Origin of the sequence: Sagittula marina (assembly GCF_014196795.1) — a bacterium.
In the GTDB taxonomy this organism is placed as follows: domain Bacteria; phylum Pseudomonadota; class Alphaproteobacteria; order Rhodobacterales; family Rhodobacteraceae; genus Sagittula; species Sagittula marina.
Genome location: NZ_JACIEJ010000010.1, coordinates 201,922 through 226,751, shown reverse-complemented (window position 1 = coordinate 226,751; position 24,830 = coordinate 201,922). Strand labels below are relative to the sequence as shown.

Below are 24,830 nucleotides of genomic sequence, written 5' to 3'. Positions count from 1 at the left end.
TACGAAGGCCAATTCATGATCTTGTATTTCGTAGGGGACCAACTGCTCAACCCACCCAGCTATCATGCTGGTTTCACACAGTGAATCCCTCACCTCATTTGTGCCACAAAGCCGCCACAAGCACCTCCACCATGGTCCGAACCGACCTCCAACCAGCGCTGCGGTACGGCCCTTTCTAAGCATGAACCCAGTTTTGACAGGGCCGCTTTTCCAATCAATACAAAGCAGTTCTCGGTCCCCTCCGAAGGTCGAGCAACTTCAAGTGTTGATTTTCCTGCTCTCACATCCGCCACTTTAAGGCACTAGGCACTAGGCACTAGGCACTAGGCACTAGGCACTAGGCACTAGGCACTAGGCACTAGGCACTAGGCACTAGAAGAATATGAAGCAGGCTTCGCCCCGTGAACGGCTAAATAAATTTCCCGTATGGCGTCTTGAGTGACCGGCTTTGCTGCGAACACAACATCCGGAGGCAAATCCGCTGGAGCGCCACGCGTGGACATCAGCGCGACATGACACTCAGGAAAAAGCCCGCGCGCCTGCACGATCAGATCCCGCCCACTGAACCCGTCATCGAGCCAAAGGTCCGTCAAAATCAGATTGAGATGCTCGAGCGCCTTCAAGGCTTCGACCGCCTCCGCAAAAGAGGCAGATCGCATGACTTTTGCCCCTAGAGCTTCCAGACACTCGCAGGATCGTTCGAGCGCCACCGGATCATCATCGACAACCAACGCCGTAACCGAACCGCAGCCAGACGGCGTCTCTTCGGGGGCTTCATGCCGCGGGAACGACAGCGAAACCGTCGTTCCGCGTGATTGGCCATGGGTTGCCGTCTCGATATCGAGCCGACCTCCGGACTGATGCACAAATCCGTCTACCATCGAAAGTCCCAAACCTGTGCCGCTGCCATCGGGCTTCCGCGTGAAGAACGGCTCGGTCGCATGGCGCAGCACCTCTTCGGACATACCGCATCCGGTGTCACGCACCACGACCCGGACCATGTCGTCGGCCTGCACCGACACCACTATTTGCCCGGCGCCGACACCTGTCGCGACGATGGCCTGCCCGGCATTGATGCATAGATTGAGTATGGCACTCTCAAGTTGGCCCGGATCGACCAGACAGGTCACCGGAGTCTCCGGCACATCCACAACCAGCGAGATCTGCTCGGGTATGGTGATCTCCAGAAGATCCGCCATGCCCGTTACCAGTTCCGAAACATCCGTCACCTGCGGCGCGAGATGTTGCTTGCGGGCAAAGGCCAAGAGCCGTTCCGTCAGGCTGGCTCCCAGGTCGACCGCCGCCCCCAGCCGGTTATGCAGATCGCGCCGACGCTCCGGTTGGGCCTGCTCCAGCAAGTGCAAGTTTCCAGAGATGCTCGAAAGGATATTCCCGAAATCATGCGCCACTTCCCCCGACACCTTGCCCAGTGCCTCCACCCGGCGGATTGCTTCCAGCCGGGCCTCAATGCGTTTCCGTTCGGTGGTCGCAGAAATCAGCCAGACTTTGCCGCCGTCAGGCAAGGGCGACAGGTGGATCTCGATCACGTTGCCATCCGTATCGCCGTATTCCTCGAAACCACCGCGCTCCTCTCCTCCGGCAGATCGCGAAAAAGGAGAGGCTAGGATCAAGTCGCTCATGCGATCGGTCCTCCCTTCCGAACCGGGCGGAAGCCGGAGCAGGCGACGCAGATTCTCGTTCTCGGCGATTATACGACCGTCCTCGGCCTCTACCGCGACGCCGTCCTTGATGTTCTGAAACACACGCGAAAAAAGCGCATTCTGATGACGTATCTGTGCTGTACGCCGGTCGAGTTTTTGGGCGTTGTCGCGGAAGACGCCAAACGCCGTGAACAATTGGCCGATCTCATCCTGCGACGTCGGCGGATCGGGTAGGTCCACGCGCAGGTTCCCAGACGCGAGCTGTCGCATCGCGCCGGAGATACGTTCGAGATTGCGCGCAACGTACCGCGACACGTAGAACGAGGAGGTCACCGCCACGAAAAGACTTGAGAGGATCAGCGCGAGAAAGGCATTGCGCGCGTACCCCAGCGTGTCTGAGGTCGCGGCGCGTGCCCGGGACAGTCGGTCTTCCGCCTGAACCACCTTCGTCTCGGCGAAGGCGTTGACACGTCGGGTTTCTTGCCGAATGCGAAACAAGGCATTTTCGGCGTCGAGTCGCGCCGACAGTTGACCATGCTTGAGCACGAACAGCCCTGCTCCGCGCTGGACGACTTCGGAAATCTCGTCGAAGGTTTGGCGCTGATGCCCTGATGCAAAGGACTGGAGGGCAGCGCTCTGGCGCTGGAAATCGCGGCTGAATCCACCCAGTTCGATTAATTCCTCTGCTCGCGCAGCATCAAGCGCAACCGCCGTCAACTGCTGGAGCGCGCTCCAGTCCTGGCGCACCCCCAATGGCAACACCTCATCGCGAGCCATACGCCGGCTGCGTGTGTTGAGCCGAACAAGCGCGCGATCAATGGCCTTCAGCTCCGCCTGGCGATCGCTTTGCGGCAAAAGCGCCTGTGCCAGATCGTTGATGGCACTGCGAAGACGCGACAGCGGAAGGTCCAGAGCCGGATCGCTCCCAGATGATCGCTGCACGCGATCAAGGTTCGAAATGACCTTGGCGACCTCCTGCTCCAACTGATAGGGCGCGAAAAGCGCAAACAGGAAGGGCGCCGATGTCGCAAGATCCGAGGCATCACGGGAGAGGTCCATCGCGGCGGCCACTTCGGTCAGCGTGTCGCGGTGCAGGACGTTCATCCAGACCTCGGTGCGGTCAAGAACCCGCAATCCGATCACACTGACCAGAAGCATGAGGCCGAACATCACCGCCAACGCCGCTGAGAGCCGGATCCTTACGCCGAGATCACGGAACCGATCGCGCAGACGGCTCATTCGGTTCCCAGGTGGAATACGTAGCCCCGCGCCCGACGGGTCTGAAGATGCACCGGCTTGGCCGGGACCGGCTCGATCTTGCGGCGCAGGCGCAGGATCAGAACATCCACGGTGCGGTCGACGTATCGCTGGGTGTCGGCACCAAGTTCCTTCAACAGCTCTTCGCGCGGGACGACGCGCTCCGGGTTACGGGCAAAGAACTCCAACAGCCGGTATTCCGCGTTGGTCAGCGGCACTTCCTCGCCGTCCCCGTCCAGCAGCCGACGCGCGTCGAGATCGATACGCTTCTCGCCGAAGGCAATCTGACGCTTGCCCGCCGACGCAGGTCGGGCCGAGGCATGGCCGTAGCGGCGCAGCACCGCCCGGATGCGCGCCACCAATTCGCGCGGGTTGAAGGGCTTGATGAGGTAGTCGTCCGCGCCGGTTTCGAGCCCGATGATCTTGTCGATCTCGTCCCCCACACCGGTCAACATCACGATGGGGATCTCGTGCCGTTCCCGCAGATGTATCGCCAGCGTCAGGCCGGATTCCCCCCTCAGCCGCAGGTCGATCAGCACGAGGTCCACGGGGGGTGGATCTCCGAGTGCGTGAAACGCCTCGATATCCGCGCAACAGACGGCCCGGAAGCCGCTGTCGTGCATCAGCTCCGACAGGGTTTCGCGCACCTGCGCATCGTCATCGACGATGCCGATGACGGGGCCGGTCCCCGGTGTCAGACTGGAAGCCTGCATGTGACGCTCCTCCTGCGACGTGCTGGCAAGACCGCCTCCCCGACGATCAGACCTCAGGCGTTGCGCAGAAACCCGGAAAATTCAAGATGTGGGCAGCCCTTTGTAACACTGTTAACACTTCAACCCGCCTGCAGGGGTTTCATTAACACTTCAATCCTCGTCAAACCGCACCCCCCGCGCCTAGCCTGTGTGCATTGATGCAGGTGCGGCCCGGCCCCGCCTGCTGTCAGAGGGAGGAAACCATGACATTATTCATCACCCGTGCGGTCACCGCACTGGGCATCCTGACATGCAGCACCATCGCCGCCTATGCGCAGGAATGCTCCGAACGCGGCGCGCTCGACGTGCAGTATTGCGACGCCAACGGCGATCTGGTCGCCGACACGCCCACCGATCCGGCAGAGCTGAGTGATCCGGATACGCTTGTGTTTGCATATACCCCGGTAGAGGACCCGGCGGTTTATGCCGACATCTGGGAGCCGTTTATCGAACACCTGTCGGAGGTCACCGGCAAAGACGTGCAGTTCTTTGCCGTACAGTCCAACTCGGCCGAGGTCGAGGCGATGCGCTCCGGTCGTCTGCATGTGGCGGGTTTCTCGACCGGTCCGACGCCGTTCGCTGTGAACCTCGCGGGCGCTGTGCCCTTCGCGATCATGGGCGCAGAGGACGGCCAGTTCGGCTACAAGCTGCAGGTCTTCACCCAGGCCGACAGCGACATCCAGGAAGTCGCGGATCTTGCGGGCAAACGGGTGGCACATACTTCGCCAACCTCGAACTCCGGCAACCAGGCGCCGCGCGCACTTTTCCCGGCCCTTGGCGTCGAGCCGGACAAGGACTACGAAGTCGTCTATTCGGGCTCGCATGACCAGTCGATGCTGGGCGTCGTCGCCGGTGACTACGATGCGGCCCCGGTCGCCTCCGAGGTGGTTGACCGCATGGCCGAACGCGGTCTCTATGACCCCGCAGACGTGCGCAAGATCTGGGAAAGCGATCCATTCCCCACGACGTCCTTCACCATGGCGCACGACCTTGACCCCGCATTGGCCGAAAAAGTGAAGGAAGCCTTCTTCTCCTTTGACTTCGCGGACACCGCGCTGGGTGAGGAGTTTGACGGCGTGTCGAAGTTCGTGCCCATCACCTACAAGGACCAGTGGGCCGTGATCCGTCAGATCCAGGCCTCCAACGGCGTCGAGTACACGCCGCAGGGTCTCGCCGGGAACTGATCCCCCTCTTACATCGCCAACCCGGTGCGCGTCCGCGCGCGCCGGCTCCTGCGCACCGCCCGACCGCCCCACGGTCAGGGCACTGGCCGCGCCATCCCAAAGAGGCATTCCATGCTGAAGATCACAAACCTGACAAAGCGCTACGGCGGCGGCGATCCCGTACTGAAGGAACTGAACCTGGCGGTCGAAGGCGAACAGTTGACCTCCGTGATCGGCTCATCGGGCGCGGGCAAGTCCACACTGCTGCGCTGCATCAACCGCCTCGTGGAGCCGACCTCCGGTTCCGTCGAGCTCAATGGCACCGAGTTCACCACGCTGTCGCGCCGTCAGCTTCGTAGCGCACGGCGCCGCATCGGCATGGTCTTTCAAGGTTTCAACCTGATCGATCGGCTGACCGTGATGGAGAACGTGCAGGCCGGGCGGCTGGGCTATATCTCCACTTGGGCGGCGCTAACCCGGCGCTACCCGAAGGAAGACATCCGCCGCGCCTTCGAGTTGATGGAACGTGTGGGCATCGCCCATTACGCGGACCAACGTGCCGACGAACTTTCGGGCGGCGAGCGTCAGCGTGTCGGCGTGGTACGGGCCCTGATGCAGCGCCCCGAGATCCTGCTTGCGGACGAACCCACCGCCTCGCTCGACCCCAAGACCTCCGAGCAGATCATGTCGCTTCTGCGCGACCTCGCGCAGGAGTTGAACCTGCCCGTCATCATCAACATCCACAACGTGACCGAAGCCAAGGAATTCTCTGACCGGATCGTTGGCATGCGCTATGGCCGGATCATTTTCGACGACAAACCCGATGCCCTGACGCGCGACGAGATGGACAAGATTTACGCCGGCGTCCCCGCACAGGACCGCGCCGAGGTGGGGGCCGCCGCATGACCGCAACACCGGACATTCCGCGCGACGTCTGGCGCAAACCACCCTTCATCGCCAACCCTGCCCTGCGCTACGCTCTCTATATCGGCGTCGCGGTATACGTGATCTTCACCCTCGCCACGCTGCCCATCGACTGGGACCGCGTGGCGGACGGCATGAGCCGGGCGCAGCGCATCTTCAACGGGGCCTTCCCGCCCAGCTTCGAACGCGCGGGCCTGCTTTTCGACGGCTTCATGGAGAGCCTGAAGATCGCCATCCTCGCCACTGTGGGCGGCATCATCCTGTCAATCCCGCTCGCATTCATGGCGGCGAGCAATATCGCCCCCAAGCCGATCTACCTGCTGGGCCGTGCGCTCATCATCATCGCGCGCAGCTTTCACCCGGTGATTGTTGCCATCATCTTCGTCAAGGCCGTGGGCTTCGGCCCGTTCGCAGGCGCGCTGACACTGGTGGTCTACTCCGTGGGTTTCGTCGCCAAGCTGCTGGCCGAGCGGATCGAGGAGATCGACTTCGGCCAGGTCGAGGCCATGCGTTCCGCCGGAGCCGGGTTCCTCACCACGCAGGTCTATGCCGTGCTGCCACAGGTCATGCCGCGACTGGTGGGTCTTGGCATCTACCAGCTCGATAGCAACCTGCGCGCCTCCGCCGTGGTTGGCATCGTCGGCGCGGGCGGCATAGGAGCGACGCTCGCCAATGCCTTCGGTCGCTACGACTACGACTTTGCCCTCGCCATCACCATGGTCATCGTCGGGGTGATCCTCGTTTCCGAAGCGGTCAGCGGCGTCATACGAAAGCGTATCACATGAACACCTTGAACCTCTCCGAACCGCGCCCCCTCTCCGAGGCCCTAAGCGGGCGCGACAGCTGGTCACGCTTCACCATGAAACAACGCCTGATGCGCTACGGCGGATTTGCCGCCGCCGCCGCCGTGGTGGCTTGGGCCTTGGGCAGCATCGACGTGATCTGGGCCTGGGTCTGGGACAGTCCTGCGCAGATGGCCGACCTCTTCGGGCGGATGATGCCGCCGGATGCGTCCAATCTGCCCTCCATACTCGAGGCGATCTGGCAGACGGTGAACATCGCCACGCTGGCAACGCTGATCGCGGTCTTCGTCTCCCTGCCGGTGGCCTACATCGCGGCGCAGAACACCACGCCCAACCGCGCCTGTCTCTGGCTCGGGCGCTTCATCCTCGTGTCCTCGCGGTCGGTGAACACTATCATCTGGGCGCTGCTGTTTGTCGCCATCTTCGGCCCAGGCATCGTGGCGGGGATCGTGGCGATCATGTTCCGCTCCATCGGGTTTCTCGGCAAACTGCTTGGCGAAGCCATCGAGGAAATCGACCGCAAGCCGGTCGAGGCACTCGAGGCCTGCGGCGCCTCCCAGTTCAAGATCGTGCTCTACGCCATCGTGCCGCAGGTCATGCCCGCCTTTTTTGCCGTGTCGATCCTGCGCTGGGACATCAACCTGCGCGAAAGCACCGTGCTGGGCCTCGTTGGCGCGGGCGGCATCGGGATGATCCTGCAAGGTGCGATCGACACCTTCAACTGGCCGGAGGTTTCCATGGTGCTTCTGACCATTCTCTCGCTGGTTATCTTCGGCGAGATGGTCTCCTCCTTCCTGCGCCGCAAAATCCTGTAAGGGCGAGAAATGATTACGACCGAAGCGGCCTTTGCACGCTATGAACGCCTGCGGCCCATGCTGCCGCAGGCGCAGTTCCCTGAGGCGTCGCGCACCGGCCAGACGCTTGAAGATACGAAGGACGACTACGATGCCTACATCCTCGACGCCTTCGGCGTTCTGAACCGGGGCGAGACGCCAATCCCCGGCGCGGTCGAGCGCATCGCCCGATTGCGTGCTGACGGGAAGCGTCTCGTGGTGCTGACCAATGCGGCCAGCTATACGCGGTCGGGCGTACTGGCAAAGTACCATCGGCTGGGCTTTGATTTCAGCCTGAACGAGGTCGTCTCCAGCCGGGATGTGGCATTTGCCCATCTGCCCAACGTCCACGGAGTCTGGGCAGCGATCACGGACGGGGAGGACGACCTTTCGGACCTGCCTCCCGGTCATTACGTGGCCGATCTGCTTGCTCAACCGGGTCTGCTGAACACAGCTGCGGGTTTCCTGTTCCTGTCCGCCGCGCGCTGGAGCGAGGAAGACAATGCGCGCCTTGGGCGAGCCCTGCATACCCACGCCAGACCCGTCATCGTTGCCAATCCCGACATCGTGGCCCCGCGCGATGACGGCCTGTCTCTTGAACCCGGTTGGTATGCTCAGGACATCGCTTCGGTCTGTGGGCTGTCGTTATTCGGCAAACCCTATTGGAACGCTTTCGAAGCTGCACTTCAACGGCTGCCGGGGATTCCCCGTCACCGCATCGCCATGGTCGGCGACACTCTCCACACGGACGTCCTAGGCGGAGCAGCCGCCGGCCTCGGTACCATTCTAATCCAGAAACACGGCTTGTTCCGCGGGCTTTCGCCAGTGCCATTCATTGAGTCGAGCGGAATTCAACCCGACTGGCTTATTGAAAGCACCTGACATCATCACTCTTGCATTTCTTTCTACACCCGTAGCTTGTGCAGTGAACCAACCCGTTTGGAAGACCACAATTCTTGGCGAAGCGAGCAACACCAGGAGGGGCAAGAAGGGCTGGCTCTGGTCATCCTCAGCGCCAGTCAAGAACGTCGACTTTGGGCCGGAGGAATGGGCGACCTGAGCGGCTCGTCCTCCGCTCGCTTCGCTGCCGCAAGTCAGCTTCGAATTCCCAGTGGTTAGTCCAAACCCGTAACTTTGTAATCTCTGGCAATTTGTGCCGTCGCAGCTCCCCATGCGGACTCCCGAATTCGCTCTTGGTGCGAGGTGAATGAGTCCCGGTCTTGGAAATGCTCTTCCACTGTCCAGATCAGAGGGTCTCCCGTTGGGTAAACATCAAAGGATATACATCCCGGTTCCGCCCGAGTGAGGTCAATATGTTCGGATAGGTGCCGACGAACAGCTTCCGCCTCCTGCTCCGATGAGCATATGAGGCGGCCTGACAAACGTACGCCCAAGTTTGTCTGATCCAAGCCATCTGCCATTTGTTAAAACCTTTGTTTACCTACCCCATGTGGCATGAACACCGACTGAAACGAAAGTCTCGCGCCGCCCACCTCGGGTCATAGGAAATGCTGCGGCAGCGACGAATAACTGCTTCGATGACGCCGCCGGTCTGAACCCGCGGTTGCTTCTTCGAACGGCAGGAGTGGGTCGAGGCTGTGTAGAAACGGAAGCTCTTCACCTTGAAGCGCTTCTGTACCCGTCTGAGGGGGCGAGTTCAGTTGAGATTGCGTATTTCGGCTCTGATCGCGTCCTGGTGCCGTGCTCTCTGGAAGTGAGGGGCGCGTTGCTCATGCCCAGGGTGGAATTAGACCGTTTTTTATGGTCTGATCTCTTCCGGAAGCGCCATTTACCCGATGATGTTCATCACGCGCTTGATGTTGTAGGCGAGGACGTGCAGTGCCATTTCAGTGCGCACGTTCCGGAGTTTCCGCATCTGGAAGTGAGTAGCGCCCATCGCAGCTTTGATCGTGCCGAACGGATGCTCGACCGTGCAGCGCCGGGTGCGCATCAGGCCCGGGTTTTCGTCCATGCGCCCGTACATCTTCTCGATCAGATGTTCGTGCTCCCAGCGGGTGATCCGGCGCTCTTTCCCCGTCGTGCAGCGCGCCCGTAGCGGGCAAGACTGGCAGTCGTTTTGCCAGTAGCGTCGGTGCATCAGACCGTTCTCCTCCCGCGTATAGCGGCAGGTCAGGACCTTGCCGGCTGGACAGGTATAGGTGTCGCTGGCCGCGTCGTAAAAGAAGTCGGCCTTCACGAACATGCCCTTCTTGCGGTTGCCCGATGTTCTCCGGTCGCGGGACCGTCGCGGTGATCCCGGCTTCTTCGCAGGCAAGCAGTTCAGGGCTGTTGAAGTAGCCTCAGTCAGCGATGGCGTTCAGACTTTCCGCCTGCAAAGCCGCCTTGGCCATCTTCGCCATGGGCGCCAGCTGCGCCCGGTCATGCACGATGTTGGTCACGTCGTGTGCGACGATCAGATGCGTGACCGTATCGACGGCCGTCTGAACGTTGTATCCTACGAGTCCGGTGCCCTTGCCGTATGTTGCCATCGATCTCGCGTCGGGATCGGTCAATGATATCTGGCCCTCTGGTGTTTCTTTCAGCTGAGTGGCAATCCCTTGCATGCGTTGCACTTCCTGGCGGATCCTGGACAGTTTCTCCTGCAGGCGCTCGATCTTGCGGAGCTTTCGCTCGGACTGCTCCCGCCGGTCGGCTCTCGCCATTTCGTCGAGATACCTGGACGCGCTTTGCTCGAGGTGAGTGATCCGAAGCTGAACCTTGCCTGACGTGAAATTCCGATCGTTCGGCCCGCTCTCTCGGACCGGTGGCGTTCGGGGCCTCACTGTTCACCGCCTTCATCTTGTTGCCATCGATGGCCACTGTCCCGGCGGCCACCACGCCGATCTGGCGGCAGAGCTCGACAAACCGGGCACAGGTCTTGCGGATCGCTGGTCCGTTGTCTTTGCGGAAGTCAGCGATTGTCTTGTGGTCCGGCACCAGCCTGCCGGTCAGCCACATGACCTCGACATTGCGCCCGGCCTCTTTCTCGAGACGCCTGCTGGACGCGACCCGGTTCATGTAACCATAGATGAAGAGCTTCAGAAGCACGGCCGGATGATAGCCGGGTCGCCCTGTCTGTGCGGGCGCAAAACGGTTGAAATCAGCAGCGGCGAAGTCGAGCGCGTCGACGAAAGCATCGATCACCCGAACTGGATGGTCGTCGCAGATCCAGTCCTCCAAACGATCCGGGAACAGGGGCGTCTGCTCCCGGTCCACTCCCTCGATATAGCCCGACATCACCAGCCTCCACTTGGTGAAGGCAGTATGGCTGAACCTGGAGTTTTCACACAGCCTCGGCCGACAGCGACTCCGCCCGATGGGCAATCAGGCGCTTGGACCGGCGGCGCAGCGAAGGTCTGAAAAGGAGCCCTAGTTACTGCGCGAACCACATGCAGGCAAAGTATGCGATCAGCTCCACCAACCCGATGCCCCTCCCGATCACTGGACGGGTCAAAAGCAGCGCAGTCAGTACCAGTGAGGCCGCAATCATGATTGGCAGATCGAAGGTCAGGAACCGGTCGGCGACAGGTATCAGCTTGATCAGCGCCGTCACGCTCAGAATACCCAGCACGTTGAAAATGTTGGACCCGACAATATTGCCGATCGCGAATTCTGACTGACGCCAGACGCCTGCGATGATGGACGTGGCAAGTTCTGGCAAGGATGTGGCCACCGCCACAATTGTCAGTCCGATGAACGCCTCGGAGATGCCAAAGCCCCGGGCGATGGACACGGATCCATCTACCAGAAACCGTGCACCAGAAATCAAGACGACAAAACCACCCAAAACCCAGAGCGCAGAAATAAGCATCGATGGGAGCACCGACGTATCAGCGTCGTCATCGACGGCGTCACCGGGTTGCAGGTAGGCCCATATCAGGTAGCCAACCAGACCAAGCACCAGCACGGCACCCGGCAACCGGCCGATTTCGCCCATCGCAAAGTTCGGCACTAGGGCAATCGCTGCCGTGACCATGACAGCTGTATCGCGCCGCAGTGTCCCGCCAGAAACACGGATCGGCCAGACGAGCCTGGTCAGGCCGACGATCAGTAGTGGCGGGATCGTCATACGCCTGGGAACCCCGAAGCTGCCGCCCACCAGTGCCTCGCCACCGAAAAAAGGCCGATAAGACCGGCGACGACGTAAATGTAGTCCAATTCAATTTTCCATATGGGAAGCCCGTCTCCCCTTCGTGAAAGTAGGCGCCCCATTCACTTACCCGAAGAGCGATTGCGAAAGAATGTTTGCTGCGGTGATCAAGAAAGCGCGCAGCAAGCATCAAGCAGCCGATGCGTCATCCATTCGTGTATGTCACAGCGTCCTGCCCTGAGGGCAGCGTACGGCATGAAAGTTTGATCAGCGCTCATCCAGGCATTGAAAATGCTGCGCGATGGAAGAATGGCAGGTTTGGTGAACCTGCGTCGCGGCGTAGCCGAACCCAGCCAAGGTCGGCTATGGGTCGACACCAGTGGGGCGATATGGCGATGGCGCTACTGCCGCGCGTTTCATTGCAGTGACCGATGGTCAGCTTCCGTCTGAATCAGCGTGTTGCCGCCGCCCGCATGGTGGAAGATTGTCAGCTTTCACGAGCCTCGACATACTCCCCCGCGTAAACACCTTGGAGATACCTGATGACACGTTCGACCGAGCCACTATGCAAGTTCTCGATTTTGAAACCGGCATGTGACCGGTGTAACCATGAGGCATAGTTCACAATGGTTCCGCTCTCAGCATCGGCGTGGGAGACCGATGAAGGTCGATCTAAAGAGGGCCTTGCTGAACCCGAGAATGTTCAATCTCTACGTGAAGGAATGGTACGGCAGACGTGTCTGTGAGGGATATAAGGCCGGCGCCGCAGCGCTTTTATCTGGCGGGATCGTCGTTCTGATGCTCAATGATCCAGAGTTTGTCGCCTCTATGGCGCCGCTGGTGAAATGGGGGATGATCACCGTACCAGCCGCGTTTTCGATCTATAGCATTGCGGCATTATTTTTCCCATCCACCCTATTCTGGCTCAGCCATCAGCGAGAGGACATAGAACGTGCGCTGGCTGAGAAAAAATACCGTTAGCACAAGCCAAGCCGGAAAGACCGATTTCGGGAATTGCAAAAGTTGATCTCCATATGTGTTCAGTGAAGTCCCCAAAGCCGACCTTCATCAAGTCTACGATACTGCGTGCCCCCGGAAGTTCCGCTTTTCGGAAGCTGCGGCGCAGCGACGGCTTGGCTGGCCAGTTTAGGGTTAGGGCCGTTCTTGTCGGTCGACGCGAGGGGCTAACCTTCGCTGCGGAGGTCAGCAAGGTCTCGGAACGGCGGGTTCTGTTGAAAAACTCTTCCTTGATCGAGGGCTGTGTCGCTGATTCAATTCCGATATGGGGCGGAAGGATTGGCAATGATGGGACCGCGGCAGGAGGCGCAACCGGCGCTGTTCTACGAGTTCTCTCTAGAGAAACAGGTCGCTCAAGACCACATACTGCGATCCATTGACCGGTTCGTCGACCTGAGCGGCAACCGCAACTACCTCGCGGATTTCTATAGTTTTACGGGGCGGCCTACAATGCTGCGCTCCGCGGGCGTGGGTTGTTACCGATCTGGCTGGACAAGGAGATTGCCTGGCACGCGCCACATGAGGGCTCTCCTGGGCGCGCATCGGTGTTCTCGAATGCGGCGATCCAGTTCTGTCTGTCGATCAAGATTCTGTTTAGCCCGCCGCTCAGACAAATCGCCGGGATGGTCGCCAGTCTGCTGCGGCTCGCAGGGCTGGACTGGCCCGTTCCGGAGCACTCGACCCTTTGCCGCAGGCAGAAGACCCTGAAGGTTCAAATACCCTATCTGCGTGCTGGCGGGCCACTGAACCTGCTGGTGCCCTCTCGGGACGTTGCTTCGCAACACCCTGCCGGGTGACAGACAGCACCGGCATCAGATCCTCGGCGATGGCGAGTGGCAGCTCCGGAAACATGGTGTTCAAGAGCGACGCCAATGGCGCAAGATCCGTCTGGCCATGGACACCGCCACATCCGACATCCGCGCGGTCGAGTTCACCCCGAGCCGAGAAGGCCCCTCTCATGGTTTGCAAGCAAACCACTGTCGGGCAGTGGACAGCCCCGTCCTGCCAGACCTGTTGGGCCAGATCCCCGGGGATGAGGACGCCGGCACCGTGACCGCGGATGGCGCTTACGATCCGGGTCTCCGTCCGTTCAGGGCTGAATTGATCCACTGGATCAACTCCGAGACGCCCTTCACCCCACCGCTGCCACGGTGCCATCATCGCACGCGGCGGAAAGGCTATCATCCCAATTCGCTAGAATGGCCGACTCTAAAAAGAGGACTGCCCAGCCGCCCGGGCCTACAACGAAACCCTGTGCGCCACGCGCCACTATGATCGGGCATTCTGGAAGCGGTGGAAGGGATACCACGCCCGCAGCCGCGTAGAGGCGAAGATGCGCTGCTTCAAGTCCTTCGGCGAGCGCATCGCGGCTGGGGACCCCAATCGCCAAAGCGCAGAAATCCACATCCGCGTCGCCCTTATCAATCGCTTCAACGCGCTCGGCACCGTCGACGCCGTCCGCGTTTCCTGAGCCTGAAACGGCAAGGGCAATCACGCTTCAAGCCGCCTTTCTGCAACAAGGCCAGCCAGCCCTCTCAATGGAGCGTCCCAGCCTCCTCCATCACCTCTCCCCGCTCCAGCATCCTGATTACGTTACGCAAGTTCATCTGGTCGGTGCGGCTGGCGGTTTCCAGCGCCTTGATCAGGGCGTCAACAGAGGGCCGGCTTAGTCCGCGTTTGTGACCCTCACGACGTCCAAACACGATCAAATGCCCACATAAGACCTGCGAGAGGCGAAGAACCTCAAGTCGGCTGAGAAACGGCGCTGAAAAAGCGGCCAAGGAGTTGGAGGTCAGGACCCAACTGATCCAGAACCTGTCGAAGTTGATCTGAAAATAGGGGCACTTCCAGCTGGTCGCCGAAGATCGCTCCAGAAGTGGAAGCAACCCTTCCTGCAGCTCGTAGGTCTGTCTGGTTGTGGAAGTCAGTTTGCCCGCCTTCTCTATTTCGTCAGTGACGAAAATTGAGTTCGCGCAAAGCCGTTGCAGGATGGTTTGGATGGGGTGCCCTGGAAAGGTGTTACGCCAACCTTTTTGCAATCCGTTGACCACGATGGACGCCTGCTCAGCCGTACCCTCGATCGCGGAGCGCGGCACTCCCGGATCTCGGCTGAGCTGACGTGACCACATGCTCTTACCGATCCCCGGCGGCCCGTCGAGGAGAACGGGCGGCAAACGGAACCCAAGGCCGCCGACATGAACAAATTGGCGCATCGCCTTCCAGAGGAGGTCGGTCGCGAAGCCTCCCGCTGCTTGGGGGCGTCACCCCGTCACGCAGGGCTCTGAGCTTACGAAGGTGTCTCTCGAAGCGGCGCTTGATACCCATCTCGTCCAAGTATCCGTCGGGGAAGCGGGCCTCGATAAGCTTGATTTTGGTCATTTTTGATTTTCCGAATGTAGTACGCTGAGTTCTGCGAAGATAGAATCTCGCGCGTCTGGACGTGACGGAGCCGACGACTGGTCGCACTCCGGGCACCGCCGCCTTGGAATGTCTGCTGAACTACAGAAACATGGGCTTACATCTGGGTAGCGAAGCCACCTTGGTCCAATCGATACCGTCGAAAAGGGCGTCGAACTGAACTTTGGTCAATGTAACGGGGCCGGTTCGCGGCTTTGGCCAGGTGAACCGCTTGCCCTGCAGCCGTTTCATGACCAGGACGAGACCGGAGCCATCCCAGACAAGGATCTTTACACGATCAGCGCGCCGGGACCGAAACACGTAAATCGCGCCGGAATAGGGATCGAGCTGGAAATTGTTCGCGACACAAGCGGCGAGCCCATCCAATCCTTTTCTGAAATCTCCAAGCCGCGAGACCAAATAAATTCTGAAATTGCTGGCTGGGGTTATCATTGCGTTGCCCTCACGGCCCGCAAAATCTCCACAAGGTGATCTGTGGGATACCCTTGGGGTATCTCGATCGTTGCAATGCCTACGCTGATCTTGCAGGAGGTGTCACCCTCCCAAGAGGCATCTGCGGGCATCGTTGGCTGGGCTGTCGGTAAGGCGCTAGGCGTGATGACGTCTACAAAGGCGGGACCGTCAGACAGACGTTCCGCGTTCTTGACCCAGAGCGCCACAAGGGATTTGTTGGCGGCAATCTCCCTGATCCCGGCGCCCGCCTGGATTTTCTGCACGGCCATCAAGCGCAGCCCTTTGGATCATTTCCGCCGCCCTGACGAGGACACGAGGATCCTGCCCCCCAAAACGTTCGTCTCTTGCAGAGCCATTTCATCCAGCATTGCCACCTCCTTGCATCAGGTGGTGCCAGTATCGCAAACCCCATATTTTATTGAAATAAGGGGTTTTTGCACCGCTTACATACAACGTAAATCCGGGGCCCTTCGCAATGGAGCGGCGATTACAAAGATGCCGCATGTTTTCCGCCAGCGGCAGGATCACACAGCTCGCGCACAGAGGGGGGAGACCGAGAGATGGTCGATGTCCTGTCACGGGCTCTTCAGCACAATGAGGAAGACGTCCTGTGCGCAGTGGAACTGGCGGTGGAAGCGGGTGTGCCAACCAAAACGCATATCCTGAACTTGGCTCGCATCGATGAGTTGATCGCTAACCGACAGGCCGCCCCGATATTGAGGGGCTGCAAAAGTAGGCTTTCTCGGCAGGATGAACGAGAAGATTCCGATGAAGGTAACACGTTTCACCGAGGCCCAGATCACGGTTGTGCTGCGCTAGAGAGAGAGCGGTATTCCTGCTGCCGAGCTGTGCCGCGGACATGGCATGAGCAGCGCCACGCTGTACAAGTAGCGGGAGAGGTATGGCGGCATGGACGCCAGCCTCATGGGTGAGATGAAGCAATGGCCGATGAGAACCGCTGTTTGAAGCGTATAGGCGCGGACCTCAGCATGCAGGATGACATTTTGAAGGAGGCCTCGGAAAGAAACTAGCGGCCAGCTCAACGATGGGAGTTGCCCGTGAAAGCGGTGGCTATGAAAGGCGTCAGCACCGCGTCCGACCATTTTCCACGGACCAAAGGCGGAAATGGTCTCACCGTGTCGGGGGTTTGACGTCAGCGAGACATGCTACCGATCCAGCTCGGAGCTGGATGACGATAACGAGCAGAGCGCCGACCTGCTGATAGACCTGACGAAATCGAAGAAGACCTGGTGCTTTGGTCTGTGCCTCCCGCACCTGCGTAATGATCGGAGACATCGCGGGAACCACAAGAGGGTCTACCGTATTTATTGCGATCTGGAGCTGAACCTTCGCCCCTAAGGGGACCTCCCTTCGGGATGCCCTGCCGGGTGATAATCAAGGCGCGCAAGCGACTGAGACGAGAGAAATCTGACGCAGAACGCCTATGTCGAGCGCTGCAACCGCGTGGTCCGACACGAATGCCTGGAGCTCGATATCTTCGAAACCATCGACGCGGTGCAGCAGATTGCCACCAGAATGGCTCTGGTCTACAACAACGAGCGACCCGACAGGGGCAATAACGCCATGACGCCCGCCCAGAAACTGAGAACGGCTGCGCAAAATCTACGACCAAGTCCCCGCAAAATGCGCGCGTTACCCGCTGCTGGATAGGCTGACGCACCGCTGTCATATTCTACGACAGCATCTGCGTCTCGGTCAGCGCTGATGATGCAACGAAAATAGGGACAAAGATCAAAACATCGACCGCGTCATAGACCACAACGAAAAACTGGGGGTGGGTCAGTTCTCAGTGAGAATTGACAGGTCCACTTCAAAATTGGTCATGGCGTAATTGGCCGCGCAATCCATCCCCTTGCGAAAGTCGACGGCCCGATCAGCGACGCACCAGTCTCTTACCAGACAACCGTAGGCGTCCAGATCGGCAGCGACACTTTCTCGTGACATGTCTTCTTTCTGAAGGCGCTTGAGGTCGTTCGGCCAAATTCTTTTGCCCAACGGGGAGGTCCGTACCTTGTCCACCAGACTTCTGGTTCCACCATAGTGACCTCCGATCATAGCTCGGATGCAGACCAGATGACCCGTTGGGGTGAGGTTTGGAGGGCAATCAAGGGGTGAGATGCAACGCTTACTTTGGACTGGCAGCCTTTCGGTTCGGGGATCCCTGACGACCCAACGCGGCTGGTCCAGTCAAGTCCGTTGGCGGGCGGGATATTCAGAATACGTCGCTTTGACCGACGCGTCTGAAATCAAGCGCACATAAGGTGTCTGCATTTGCCACGCGCTGTGCAATTTGGCCGGACGGCCTGACCCGTCAGTATTTCTTTACGCAACGGTTGGAAATTGCCTGAAACTGCCTACCATTGATCGCAAGTCGGAGCGCAAACCTGCGTTCCCTAGATCCCTTTTGGCAGGAGCTTCCTCCATGTTTACCAAATCCCTGATCGCGGTGGCGCTGACCACTTCTATGCTGTCTGGACTATCGACGGCAGCATCAGCCGATATCACCGTGTCTTCAAAGATCGACACCGAAGGTGGCCTCTTGGGCAATGTCATCGCACTGGCACTCGAAGATGCCGGTCTGCCGGTGGAACGCCGCCTGCAACTGGGTGGCACGCAAATCGTGCGAGAAGCCATTCTTGCCGGTCAGATCGATATCTACCCGGAGTACACCGGCAACGCCGCTTTCTTCTACAATGAGGCCGACAGCGACGTTTGGAAAAACGCAGACGCCGCCCATGACCGCGCCGCGGAACTGGACGCGGAAGCCGGCATCACGTGGCTCGACAGCGCACCGGCCAACAACACTTGGGCTATCGCGCTGACCGGCCCCGTGGCGGAGGAAAACGACCTGTCCACCATGTCCGATTTCGGCGCATGGGTCGCGGCGGGCGGGGACGTCAAACTGGCGGCCTCAACGGAATTCGTTTCTTCCCCGGCTGTTTTGCCCGCAATGCAAACCACCTACGGCTTTGAATTGGGTCAGGATCAGACCGTCATCCTGTCCGGCGGCGACACGGCGGCCACCATCCAGGCTGCGGCGCGCGGCACATCTGGGGTGAATGCGGCAATGGTCTATGGCACTGACGGCGGCGTTGGCGCGACAGGCCTTGTGGTTATGGAAGATGACCAAGGCGTTCAGCCGGTTTATGAACCCACACCCATCGTGCGCGACGAAGTGGTGCAGGAATACCCCTCGATCCCCGATGTCCTGAACCCGATCTTTGCCAAGCTGGACATGAAGACATTGCAACAGCTCAACGGTCGCATTCAGGTAGGTGGTGAACCGGCGGAGGCCGTAGCCCGAGATTATCTGACGCAGATCGGCGTTCTGGACTGATCCATGCGTGCGGTTTCCCCGCCGGGGCTGGTGTTTGCCATCGTGGGAGGCGCGCTGCTCTGTGTGCCTTTCATGACGCTGGCCGCCAATCGCATTGTCGCCGGTCATGGTGTGATGGTCTGGGCGTTGGGCTATTGGCCTGCTCTGATGGGGATGATCGCGGCACTGGGGGCTGGCCTGTCACCCCGCCCGACCCTGCGGCTTTTTGCAGGCGCACTAGGACTGGCGTGTATCACCGCGCAAGTATCACAGGGCGCCGACCTGCTTCTGGCAGATGCAGGTGACTACGCCCGCACCTCTCCCGCAGCTGGGTTCTGGGGGTTGCTTGCGGTGTTTTCGCTGCTGATTGCGGACGCGTTGACCCAATTGCACCCTCGCCCGCTTCTTCGTGCTGGATTGCTGATCGTCGCATTGGCTGCGCTTGCGGTGGTGTTCTGGTCCGGCTTGCTGGGGGACCTGTCCATCGCGCAGGAATATGTCTCACGCGCGCGACAATTCTGGACAGCTTTGGCGCAACATTTGCAACTTGCGCTCGGCTCACTGGCCGTGGCGGTGGTTATCGGCTTCCCATTAGGCGTCCTGTGCCACCGACGTGGTGGGCTGCGGCGCGCCATGCTCCCCATGTTGAGCTTCCTGCAAACCATTCCGTCGTTGGCAATGTTTGGCATCATGATCCCGCTGTTGGCATGGGTCGCCACGACAGTGCCCGGCGCCCGCGAGATTGGCATTGCAGGCATCGGCTTTGCCCCGGCTTTTGTCGCTCTGGTGCTCTATTCCTTGCTGCCGGTGGTGGGCAACACCGTGGCGGGGCTGGACGCCGTGCCGCCCGCCACCTCTGATGCGGCGCGTGGCATGGGTCTCTCCGCCACGCAACAACTGTGGCAGGTGGAGTTGCCGTTGGGACTGCCGGTGTTGCTCACCGGGGTCCGCATCGTCATGGTACAGAACATCGGTCTGGCCGTTATTGCCGGGCTGATCGGCGGTGGCGGCTTTGGCAGCTTTGTTTTCCAAGGGTTAAACCAGACGGCCACCGATCTGATCCTGCTCGGCGCGCTGCCCACGGTGTTGCTGGCTCTGGTGGCTGCCGTCCTGATGGACATTCTCGTCGACCTCGCCCGCCCCGTATCGGAGACTGCAAGATGATCGAAATCGACCAATTGACCAAACGGTTTGGCGAAACGACGGCTGTGGATTCCGTCAGCATGACGGTCGAAACCGGAACGATTACGGTCATCGTCGGCACTTCGGGATCTGGCAAAAGCACCCTGATGCGCATGATCAACCGCCTTGAGGAACCGACCTCCGGCCAAGTCCGCATCAACGGCGAGGCCACGGGCACGATGACCCCACATCTACTGCGGCGACGGATCGGCTACGCAATCCAGGGCCACGGACTGTTCCCGCATCACACGGTTGCGCGCAACATCGGCGCGGTGCCACGACTTCTCGGCTGGCCAAAGGCACAGATCGCAGAGCGGGTCGACGAGCTTCTCACCCTGTTCTCCATGGCGCCGGACGCGTTCCGAGATCGGTATCCGGGTGATCTATCCGGCGGGCAGCAACAGCGCGTGGGCGTGGCGCGGGCGCTGGCCTCGCGGCCCGATGTCATGCTGATGGACGAACCCTTTGGTGCGCTCGACCCGATCATACGGCACCGCGCCCAAGAAGATCTCGCCCGCATTCAACGGCAACTTGGCTCGACCATCATCCTCGTCACGCACGACATGGAGGAGGCGATCCGGCTTGGTGACCGCGTCGCTGTCATGGACAAAGGCAAGCTTGTTCAATACGCGCGCCCATCCGAAATCATAGCCAACCCCGCCAGCACTTTCGTCCGCGAAATGCTGGGGGACGAGGATCGGCCCCTGAGGCAGCTGTCCCTGATGCATGTGTCCGACCTGATCGAAGCTGGGGACGCCGACGGGGTCGCAATCGACGCGGATGCCTCACTGCGAGAGGCGCTTTCCGCCTGTCTTTGGTCTGGGCGAGATGCGCTTCCGGTGGCTCAAGGCGGCCGTATCACGCTAGACGCCATCCGCGCGCAAGCGGAGCAACCCGCATGAAGTCAGGCCTGATCCTACGGCCCTTTCTGGTCGTGCTTCTGCTGGCCATGGTGCTGAGGCCGGTCTGGTTCACGCCTTTGCTGGCGCCGCTGGCGCCAGAGAACGGGCCGGTGATCTACGAACGCGCATCGCTCTGGTCCTTGACGATCAGTCACCTCGGGCTGGTGCTGGCCGCGTCACTTTCTGCCACAGTAGTGGCAGTTGGACTGGCGGTTTTTGTAACGCGGCCCATCGGTGCGGCGTTTTTGCCGCTGTCCCGCACGGTGACCAATATAGGTCAGACCTTTCCGCCCGTGGCCGTTCTGGCATTGGCGGTGCCTGCCCTCGGGTTTGGGGCCGGCCCAACCTTAGTGGCGTTATTTCTGTACGGTCTGCTGCCGATCTTTGACAATGCCGTGACAGGCCTGCGCACTCTGCCCCCGGTCACGATGGACGCCGCACGGGGCATCGGACTATCGCCGTCACAGCGTCTGCGCACGGTGGAACTGCCGCTTGCCCTGCCCGTTATTCTGACCGGCGTCCGGCTGTCGGTCGTGATCGCTCTTGGTACAGCAACCATCGGCTCGACCGTCGCGGCGCGCACATTGGGCGAAGTTATCATCGCGGGCTTGCTCACCAACAACACAGCTTTCGTTGTCCAAGGCGGCGTGATCACCGGACTGCTGGCCCTGCTGATCCACGACGGGTTGGTCCTGTTGGAAAAGCGTCTGTCGGCCTGAGGCAGTAGGTCGCTGTGAAGGTAAAGCCTCGATCTCCTTCGAAAATACGCTCTCGCAGTTGACCTCCAGAGCCAAACTTAAGCCACGTTTGTCCAATCTCCGGTTTATACGACCTTCCCCAATGGGTTATCGTTATCTAAAGTCGCTAAGGCGTCGAAAACATCAGCTGTTAATTTCGCAATGGTTCTTTCGGCGCGACAAGGCGGACAGTCCATTATCGCCAGCTGAGACGCCTCAGCGCTGCGTTGTTGAGGCCAAGGATGAGGCGTCCCGCCCTTTTCATAGCGTTGACCGGCGGATTAAGGCGCAAGCCGTCGTCCTGTAGGTCGTCTGTATGCGCCCGAACCGCATCTGCGTTAACAGAAACCGCGAACAAAAGGGGACGGCCCTTGCCCGGAAGGCGATTGCAAAGCAACCTGCCGTGAGGGGGGGGCATCGACCACTAGTTCGACATTGCGCCGAGGCTTCTCGACCGAAATTTCACAGCGGATGCCCCAAACCAGAAATGGGCGGTCGCTCTCGTGACATTGGCTTCGCGCGTTGCATCGCCGGGCATTGAACATCAGCCAAGCCCACTGGCGATCGCGATCCGCACCGCATCTTCGAAATTCGTCTGTTCATATTTACAATAAGCGGCCCATGCGGGGTAGAACGGCAGGCCACCTGCAACTACCTAATGACACGCTGAACCCGTCCCGGCAAACGATCATGCCGGCGCATGAGAGCCGCTCTCCCGCCTTCCAAGTGCCGCAAGTATCGCAAGTATCGCAAGACAAAATGATACGGGAGTGCGGATCAGGTCGAGAGCATGGAAAGACCCTGGCAAATCCGACAAGCGTCGCAATCGCCCCTCTCCAGACATTGTTCCGCAACACGCGCCCTGCGCCCGTGTTGGGCTGCGATTGAGACACTGTTCGTGAGGCTCACGGGTTCGCGGCGCGAGGCAACCCGATTTGACAGGAGTTCATTGGCTAGTCTCTCGACCATCGCTCTGGCCACTTGCGTCAAATTCCGAGTGTGAATCCAGACCCTAGGCGTACGTCATTAATCTGTTACAGTACCTTGGATGAGAGCATTGTTCTTTTGCACAATATTGACCTGCCATGCACTTTTCGCCCCGGCGGCGGACGCGGCGGATCCGCTTGGGCAGGTGATTTGCGCACCTTCATCGGACATGACGTTGCGTTTGTCCGGGCGGCTTAAGGCTCAGAAAACAGCATCGGGGATGCGTAGCCCGGAAGAGATTCTAGAGGTTTGGACCGACGATCACGGGGCTTGGACAATGGTTGTCAGATATGCGTCCGGGACTGCCTGTATTGTGGCCATGGGCGACGATTGGCATAGAACACAGGGCTAAACGTCCTCCTGACTTGCGATGCGCCGACTTGCGTCTGCAACGTTACCAAAACGTTAATTTTCCGTCATGAAATCGTAGGCAAACCGTCAAGAAACTGACGCGCAGGCTGCTTAGGACCCCCTCAACACATAGGGGACCGCATGCTTGAACTGATTTCACTGACCAAACAATTCGGCACGAAAACCGCTGTTGAACGTGCCAGTTTCAAGGTCGATCACCCCATGATGATCGGCATCATCGGCCGGTCCGGTGCGGGAAAGTCGACACTGCTGCGGATGCTCAACCGGCTGTCGGACTCCACGGATGGCCGCATCGTGTTCCAAGGCAATGACATCACCCGCCTCAAAGGCTCATCACGCCGCCATTGGCAGTCGCGCTGCGCCATGATCTTTCAGCAGTTCAACCTGGTGCCACGCATGGACGTCGTGTCCAACGTCCTGCATGGCACGCTGAACCAGCGGTCCACTCTGTCGACAATGTTCAACCTGTATCCGCAGGCGGACATCCATCGCGCCATCGAAATTCTCGACCGTCTTGGCATCGCCGAACAAGCTCCCAAGCGCGCCGAAGCGCTGTCCGGCGGCCAGCAGCAGCGCGTGGCCATTGCACGCGCCCTCATGCAGGACCCGGCAATCATCCTGGCGGATGAGCCGATTGCCTCGCTCGATCCGATGAACGCACAGATCGTCATGCAAAGCCTGCGCGACATCCACGAGCAGGACAACCGCATGGTGATTGCCAACCTGCACACGCTGGACACTGCGCGCCGCTATTGTGACCGGGTGATCGGCATGCGCGACGGACGCATCGTCTTTGACGGCACGCCAGAGCAACTGTCCACCAATGTAGCCCGCGACATTTACGGTGCGGACGCCTCGTTTTCCGAGGCCGCGACCTCGACCCAGATCGACACCCTCGACCGCGAAACGGCGCGCCTTCTCGAAGAGGCCAAAGCCGAAGCGCTCGTCTGACTTCACCACCTCAGCCCGTCCATACCGGGCGGGAGATTTCATTCATGGAGACCCTGATGAAAAAAACCATCGCAATTGCCCTGATGACCACCGCCTTGACCGGCACCGCGCAGGCTCAGGACATCGAAGAATTCCGCATCGGTATCCTTGGCGGCGAGAACGCTCAGGACCGTATGAACAACTACGCCTGCCTGTCCGAATACACCGAAGAAGCACTGGGTGTTCCGGTCAAGCTCTTTGCGCCTGCTGACTACAACGGCGTGATCCAGGCTCTGCTGGGCGGTACGCTGGACATGGCATGGCTGGGCGCATCCGGCTATGCCGCGACCTACCTGCAAGACCCCGAGGCCGTCGAGCCCGTGCTGGTCAAGGTGAACATGGATGGCTCCATCGGATACCACTCGATCGGTTTCGCTCGTGCGGACAGCGGCATCACCTCGCTCGAAGACATGCAGGGCAAGGTATTCGGCTTTGGCGACCCGAACTCCACCTCCGGCTACCTGATCCCCTCCATCGAGATCCCGGCCGAGACCGGCGCGTCAATGGAAAGCGGCGATTACTTTGGTGAGGTCAAGTTCACCGGCGGTCACGAGCAGACCATCGTTGCAGTCTACAACGGCGACATTGATGGCGGCGTGACCTGGGCCGACGCGCAGGGCAACTGGGAAGACGGCTACAACTCCGGCGCGCTGCGCAAGGCGGTTGATGCGGGTCTCGTGGACATGAACGAAATGGTGCAGATCTGGCAGTCCAAAGTCATCCCCGAGGGTCCGGTTGTCGTGCGGAAGGCCCTGCCCGACGACGTGAAAGCCACCATGACCGAGCTTGTAGATACCCTTTATGAGCGCGATCAAGAGTGCGCCTACGGTGTCGCGTCGGGCGAAACGCTGGGCTTCCAGCCGGTGACCCACGACACGTACCAGTCGGTGATCGAAGCACGCAAAGCGAAGATCGGCGGCTGAGCCAATCCGCTGCGAAGCCCGGCGCGTGC

Annotated in this window: 22 protein-coding genes and 5 pseudogenes; 17 read left to right on the top strand and 10 right to left on the bottom strand. The window is 60.1% G+C overall.

Features of this window, described 5'->3' with window-relative positions:
* Positions 1-365: 365 nt before the first annotated feature.
* Positions 366-2,732 (bottom strand): ATP-binding protein, encoded by a 2,367-nt coding sequence (locus tag GGQ68_RS18865; protein ID WP_343055997.1) that lies wholly within the window; start codon positions 2,730-2,732, stop codon positions 366-368.
* A 164-nt stretch (positions 2,733-2,896) separates the two neighbouring features.
* Complete coding sequence (locus tag GGQ68_RS18860) at positions 2,897-3,631, bottom strand: winged helix-turn-helix domain-containing protein (RefSeq protein WP_183968726.1); 735 nt, start codon at positions 3,629-3,631, stop codon at positions 2,897-2,899.
* 242 nt (positions 3,632-3,873) lie between these two features.
* Here GGQ68_RS18860 and phnD (GGQ68_RS18855) point away from each other — a divergent pair, with 242 nt between their 5' ends.
* The 5 genes from phnD (GGQ68_RS18855) (at position 3,874) to GGQ68_RS18835 (ending at position 8,275) form a co-directional block, all read left to right on the top strand.
* A complete protein-coding gene (gene phnD, locus GGQ68_RS18855) occupies positions 3,874-4,854 on the top strand; it encodes a phosphate/phosphite/phosphonate ABC transporter substrate-binding protein (RefSeq protein WP_183968724.1) in 981 nt (326 codons plus the stop codon).
* 111 nt (positions 4,855-4,965) lie between these two features.
* Positions 4,966-5,739 (top strand): phosphonate ABC transporter ATP-binding protein, encoded by a 774-nt coding sequence (phnC, locus tag GGQ68_RS18850; protein ID WP_183968722.1) that lies wholly within the window; start codon positions 4,966-4,968, stop codon positions 5,737-5,739.
* A complete protein-coding gene (gene phnE, locus GGQ68_RS18845) occupies positions 5,736-6,542 on the top strand; it encodes a phosphonate ABC transporter, permease protein PhnE (protein WP_183968720.1) in 807 nt (268 codons plus the stop codon). Before phnC (GGQ68_RS18850) ends, phnE (GGQ68_RS18845) begins: the two co-directional genes overlap by 4 nt.
* A complete protein-coding gene (gene phnE, locus GGQ68_RS18840) occupies positions 6,539-7,375 on the top strand; it encodes a phosphonate ABC transporter, permease protein PhnE (protein ID WP_183968718.1) in 837 nt (278 codons plus the stop codon). The genes phnE (GGQ68_RS18845) and phnE (GGQ68_RS18840) overlap by 4 nt, the downstream gene beginning before the upstream one ends.
* A 9-nt stretch (positions 7,376-7,384) precedes the next feature.
* Entirely contained in the window at positions 7,385-8,275 is an 891-nt protein-coding gene (locus GGQ68_RS18835; protein WP_183968716.1) for an HAD-IIA family hydrolase, read from the top strand.
* Between the two features lie 233 nt (positions 8,276-8,508).
* On the opposite strand, the gene GGQ68_RS18830 is transcribed toward GGQ68_RS18835, so the two are convergent.
* The 3 genes and pseudogenes from GGQ68_RS18830 to GGQ68_RS18820 all read right to left on the bottom strand — a co-directional run bounded on the left by GGQ68_RS18830 (position 8,509) and on the right by GGQ68_RS18820 (position 11,462).
* Complete coding sequence (locus GGQ68_RS18830; protein WP_183968715.1) at positions 8,509-8,814, bottom strand: putative quinol monooxygenase; 306 nt, start codon at positions 8,812-8,814, stop codon at positions 8,509-8,511.
* 368 nt (positions 8,815-9,182) lie between these two features.
* Positions 9,183-10,630, bottom strand: a pseudogene (locus GGQ68_RS18825) (IS1182 family transposase).
* A 136-nt stretch (positions 10,631-10,766) separates the two neighbouring features.
* Positions 10,767-11,462, bottom strand: a complete 696-nt coding sequence (locus GGQ68_RS18820) for a sodium:calcium antiporter (protein ID WP_246429430.1) — start codon at positions 11,460-11,462, stop codon at positions 10,767-10,769.
* A 681-nt stretch (positions 11,463-12,143) separates the two neighbouring features.
* Here GGQ68_RS18820 and GGQ68_RS18815 point away from each other — a divergent pair.
* The 3 genes and pseudogenes from GGQ68_RS18815 to GGQ68_RS18805 all read left to right on the top strand — a co-directional run.
* Entirely contained in the window at positions 12,144-12,464 is a 321-nt protein-coding gene (locus GGQ68_RS18815) for a hypothetical protein (RefSeq protein WP_183968714.1), read from the top strand.
* A 321-nt stretch (positions 12,465-12,785) separates the two neighbouring features.
* Positions 12,786-13,022, top strand: a pseudogene (locus tag GGQ68_RS18810) (IS5/IS1182 family transposase); the annotation flags it as partial.
* Positions 12,941-13,971 (top strand): annotated as a pseudogene (locus tag GGQ68_RS18805) (IS5 family transposase); the annotation flags it as partial. The pseudogenes GGQ68_RS18810 and GGQ68_RS18805, both read left to right, overlap by 82 nt.
* A 64-nt stretch (positions 13,972-14,035) precedes the next feature.
* Here GGQ68_RS18805 and GGQ68_RS18800 read toward each other — a convergent pair.
* The 3 genes from GGQ68_RS18800 to GGQ68_RS18790 all read right to left on the bottom strand — a co-directional run bounded on the left by GGQ68_RS18800 (position 14,036) and on the right by GGQ68_RS18790 (position 15,640).
* Complete coding sequence (locus GGQ68_RS18800) at positions 14,036-14,713, bottom strand: AAA family ATPase (RefSeq protein WP_183968713.1); 678 nt, start codon at positions 14,711-14,713, stop codon at positions 14,036-14,038.
* A 286-nt stretch (positions 14,714-14,999) separates the two neighbouring features.
* A complete protein-coding gene (gene tnpB, locus GGQ68_RS24915; RefSeq protein WP_183968712.1) occupies positions 15,000-15,350 on the bottom strand; it encodes an IS66 family insertion sequence element accessory protein TnpB in 351 nt (116 codons plus the stop codon).
* Positions 15,347-15,640 carry a hypothetical protein gene (locus GGQ68_RS18790; protein ID WP_183968711.1) on the bottom strand — a complete coding sequence of 98 codons (294 nt, stop codon included), beginning with the start codon at positions 15,638-15,640 and terminating at the stop codon, positions 15,347-15,349. The genes tnpB and GGQ68_RS18790 overlap by 4 nt, the downstream gene beginning before the upstream one ends.
* A gap of 172 nt (positions 15,641-15,812) precedes the next feature.
* On the opposite strand from GGQ68_RS18790, the pseudogene GGQ68_RS24415 reads away from it, so the two are divergent.
* Positions 15,813-16,042: pseudogene (locus tag GGQ68_RS24415) on the top strand (IS21 family transposase); the annotation flags it as partial.
* Here GGQ68_RS24415 and GGQ68_RS18785 read toward each other — a convergent pair.
* Positions 15,947-16,174 (bottom strand): hypothetical protein, encoded by a 228-nt coding sequence (locus tag GGQ68_RS18785; RefSeq protein WP_183968762.1) that lies wholly within the window; start codon positions 16,172-16,174, stop codon positions 15,947-15,949. The pseudogene GGQ68_RS24415 and the gene GGQ68_RS18785 overlap by 96 nt on opposite strands.
* Here GGQ68_RS18785 and GGQ68_RS24910 point away from each other — a divergent pair.
* Positions 16,140-16,724: pseudogene (locus tag GGQ68_RS24910) on the top strand (transposase); the annotation flags it as partial. The gene GGQ68_RS18785 and the pseudogene GGQ68_RS24910 overlap by 35 nt on opposite strands.
* A 75-nt stretch (positions 16,725-16,799) precedes the next feature.
* A complete protein-coding gene (locus tag GGQ68_RS24905) occupies positions 16,800-17,042 on the top strand; it encodes an integrase core domain-containing protein (RefSeq protein ID WP_425502989.1) in 243 nt (80 codons plus the stop codon).
* Between the two features lie 129 nt (positions 17,043-17,171).
* On the opposite strand, the gene GGQ68_RS18775 is transcribed toward GGQ68_RS24905, so the two are convergent.
* Positions 17,172-17,336 carry a hypothetical protein gene (locus GGQ68_RS18775; protein WP_183968709.1) on the bottom strand — a complete coding sequence of 55 codons (165 nt, stop codon included), beginning with the start codon at positions 17,334-17,336 and terminating at the stop codon, positions 17,172-17,174.
* Positions 17,337-17,856: 520 nt separating this feature from the next.
* Between GGQ68_RS18775 and osmF the strand changes: the two genes are divergently transcribed.
* The 6 genes from osmF to phnD (GGQ68_RS18745) all read left to right on the top strand — a co-directional run bounded on the left by osmF (position 17,857) and on the right by phnD (GGQ68_RS18745) (position 24,801).
* Complete coding sequence (gene osmF, locus GGQ68_RS18770; protein WP_183968756.1) at positions 17,857-18,729, top strand: glycine betaine ABC transporter substrate-binding protein OsmF; 873 nt, start codon at positions 17,857-17,859, stop codon at positions 18,727-18,729.
* 3 nt (positions 18,730-18,732) lie between these two features.
* Positions 18,733-19,872, top strand: coding sequence for an ABC transporter permease (locus tag GGQ68_RS18765; protein ID WP_246429428.1), 1,140 nt, complete (start codon positions 18,733-18,735; stop codon positions 19,870-19,872).
* Positions 19,869-20,792, top strand: a complete 924-nt coding sequence (locus tag GGQ68_RS18760; protein WP_183968707.1) for an ABC transporter ATP-binding protein — start codon at positions 19,869-19,871, stop codon at positions 20,790-20,792. The genes GGQ68_RS18765 and GGQ68_RS18760 overlap by 4 nt, the downstream gene beginning before the upstream one ends.
* Positions 20,789-21,511 (top strand): ABC transporter permease, encoded by a 723-nt coding sequence (locus GGQ68_RS18755; RefSeq protein ID WP_183968705.1) that lies wholly within the window; start codon positions 20,789-20,791, stop codon positions 21,509-21,511. Before GGQ68_RS18760 ends, GGQ68_RS18755 begins: the two co-directional genes overlap by 4 nt.
* A gap of 1,497 nt (positions 21,512-23,008) precedes the next feature.
* Entirely contained in the window at positions 23,009-23,839 is an 831-nt protein-coding gene (phnC, locus tag GGQ68_RS18750; protein WP_183968703.1) for a phosphonate ABC transporter ATP-binding protein, read from the top strand.
* A 56-nt stretch (positions 23,840-23,895) separates the two neighbouring features.
* A complete protein-coding gene (gene phnD / locus GGQ68_RS18745) occupies positions 23,896-24,801 on the top strand; it encodes a phosphonate ABC transporter substrate-binding protein (protein WP_183968701.1) in 906 nt (301 codons plus the stop codon).
* Positions 24,802-24,830 lie beyond the last annotated feature (29 nt).

What these genes read in the sequence shown, in the direction of transcription:
- GGQ68_RS18860 (WP_183968726.1), bottom strand. Translation starts at nt 3,631, where the DNA reads ATGCAGGCTTCCAGTCTGACACCGGGGACCGGCCCCGTCATCGGCATC.
- phnD (WP_183968724.1), top strand. Translation starts at nt 3,874, where the DNA reads ATGACATTATTCATCACCCGTGCGGTCACCGCACTGGGCATCCTGACA.
- phnC (WP_183968722.1), top strand. Translation starts at nt 4,966, where the DNA reads ATGCTGAAGATCACAAACCTGACAAAGCGCTACGGCGGCGGCGATCCC.
- phnE (WP_183968720.1), top strand. Translation starts at nt 5,736, where the DNA reads ATGACCGCAACACCGGACATTCCGCGCGACGTCTGGCGCAAACCACCC.
- phnE (WP_183968718.1), top strand. Translation starts at nt 6,539, where the DNA reads ATGAACACCTTGAACCTCTCCGAACCGCGCCCCCTCTCCGAGGCCCTA.
- GGQ68_RS18835 (WP_183968716.1), top strand. Translation starts at nt 7,385, where the DNA reads ATGATTACGACCGAAGCGGCCTTTGCACGCTATGAACGCCTGCGGCCC.
- GGQ68_RS18830 (WP_183968715.1), bottom strand. Translation starts at nt 8,814, where the DNA reads ATGGCAGATGGCTTGGATCAGACAAACTTGGGCGTACGTTTGTCAGGC.
- GGQ68_RS18820 (WP_246429430.1), bottom strand. Translation starts at nt 11,462, where the DNA reads ATGACGATCCCGCCACTACTGATCGTCGGCCTGACCAGGCTCGTCTGG.
- GGQ68_RS18815 (WP_183968714.1), top strand. Translation starts at nt 12,144, where the DNA reads ATGAAGGTCGATCTAAAGAGGGCCTTGCTGAACCCGAGAATGTTCAAT.
- GGQ68_RS18800 (WP_183968713.1), bottom strand. Translation starts at nt 14,713, where the DNA reads ATGCGCCAATTTGTTCATGTCGGCGGCCTTGGGTTCCGTTTGCCGCCC.
- tnpB (WP_183968712.1), bottom strand. Translation starts at nt 15,350, where the DNA reads ATGATAACCCCAGCCAGCAATTTCAGAATTTATTTGGTCTCGCGGCTT.
- GGQ68_RS18790 (WP_183968711.1), bottom strand. Translation starts at nt 15,640, where the DNA reads ATGGCCGTGCAGAAAATCCAGGCGGGCGCCGGGATCAGGGAGATTGCC.
- GGQ68_RS18775 (WP_183968709.1), bottom strand. Translation starts at nt 17,336, where the DNA reads ATGTCACGAGAAAGTGTCGCTGCCGATCTGGACGCCTACGGTTGTCTG.
- osmF (WP_183968756.1), top strand. Translation starts at nt 17,857, where the DNA reads ATGCTGTCTGGACTATCGACGGCAGCATCAGCCGATATCACCGTGTCT.
- GGQ68_RS18765 (WP_246429428.1), top strand. Translation starts at nt 18,733, where the DNA reads ATGCGTGCGGTTTCCCCGCCGGGGCTGGTGTTTGCCATCGTGGGAGGC.
- GGQ68_RS18760 (WP_183968707.1), top strand. Translation starts at nt 19,869, where the DNA reads ATGATCGAAATCGACCAATTGACCAAACGGTTTGGCGAAACGACGGCT.
- GGQ68_RS18755 (WP_183968705.1), top strand. Translation starts at nt 20,789, where the DNA reads ATGAAGTCAGGCCTGATCCTACGGCCCTTTCTGGTCGTGCTTCTGCTG.
- phnC (WP_183968703.1), top strand. Translation starts at nt 23,009, where the DNA reads ATGCTTGAACTGATTTCACTGACCAAACAATTCGGCACGAAAACCGCT.
- phnD (WP_183968701.1), top strand. Translation starts at nt 23,896, where the DNA reads ATGAAAAAAACCATCGCAATTGCCCTGATGACCACCGCCTTGACCGGC.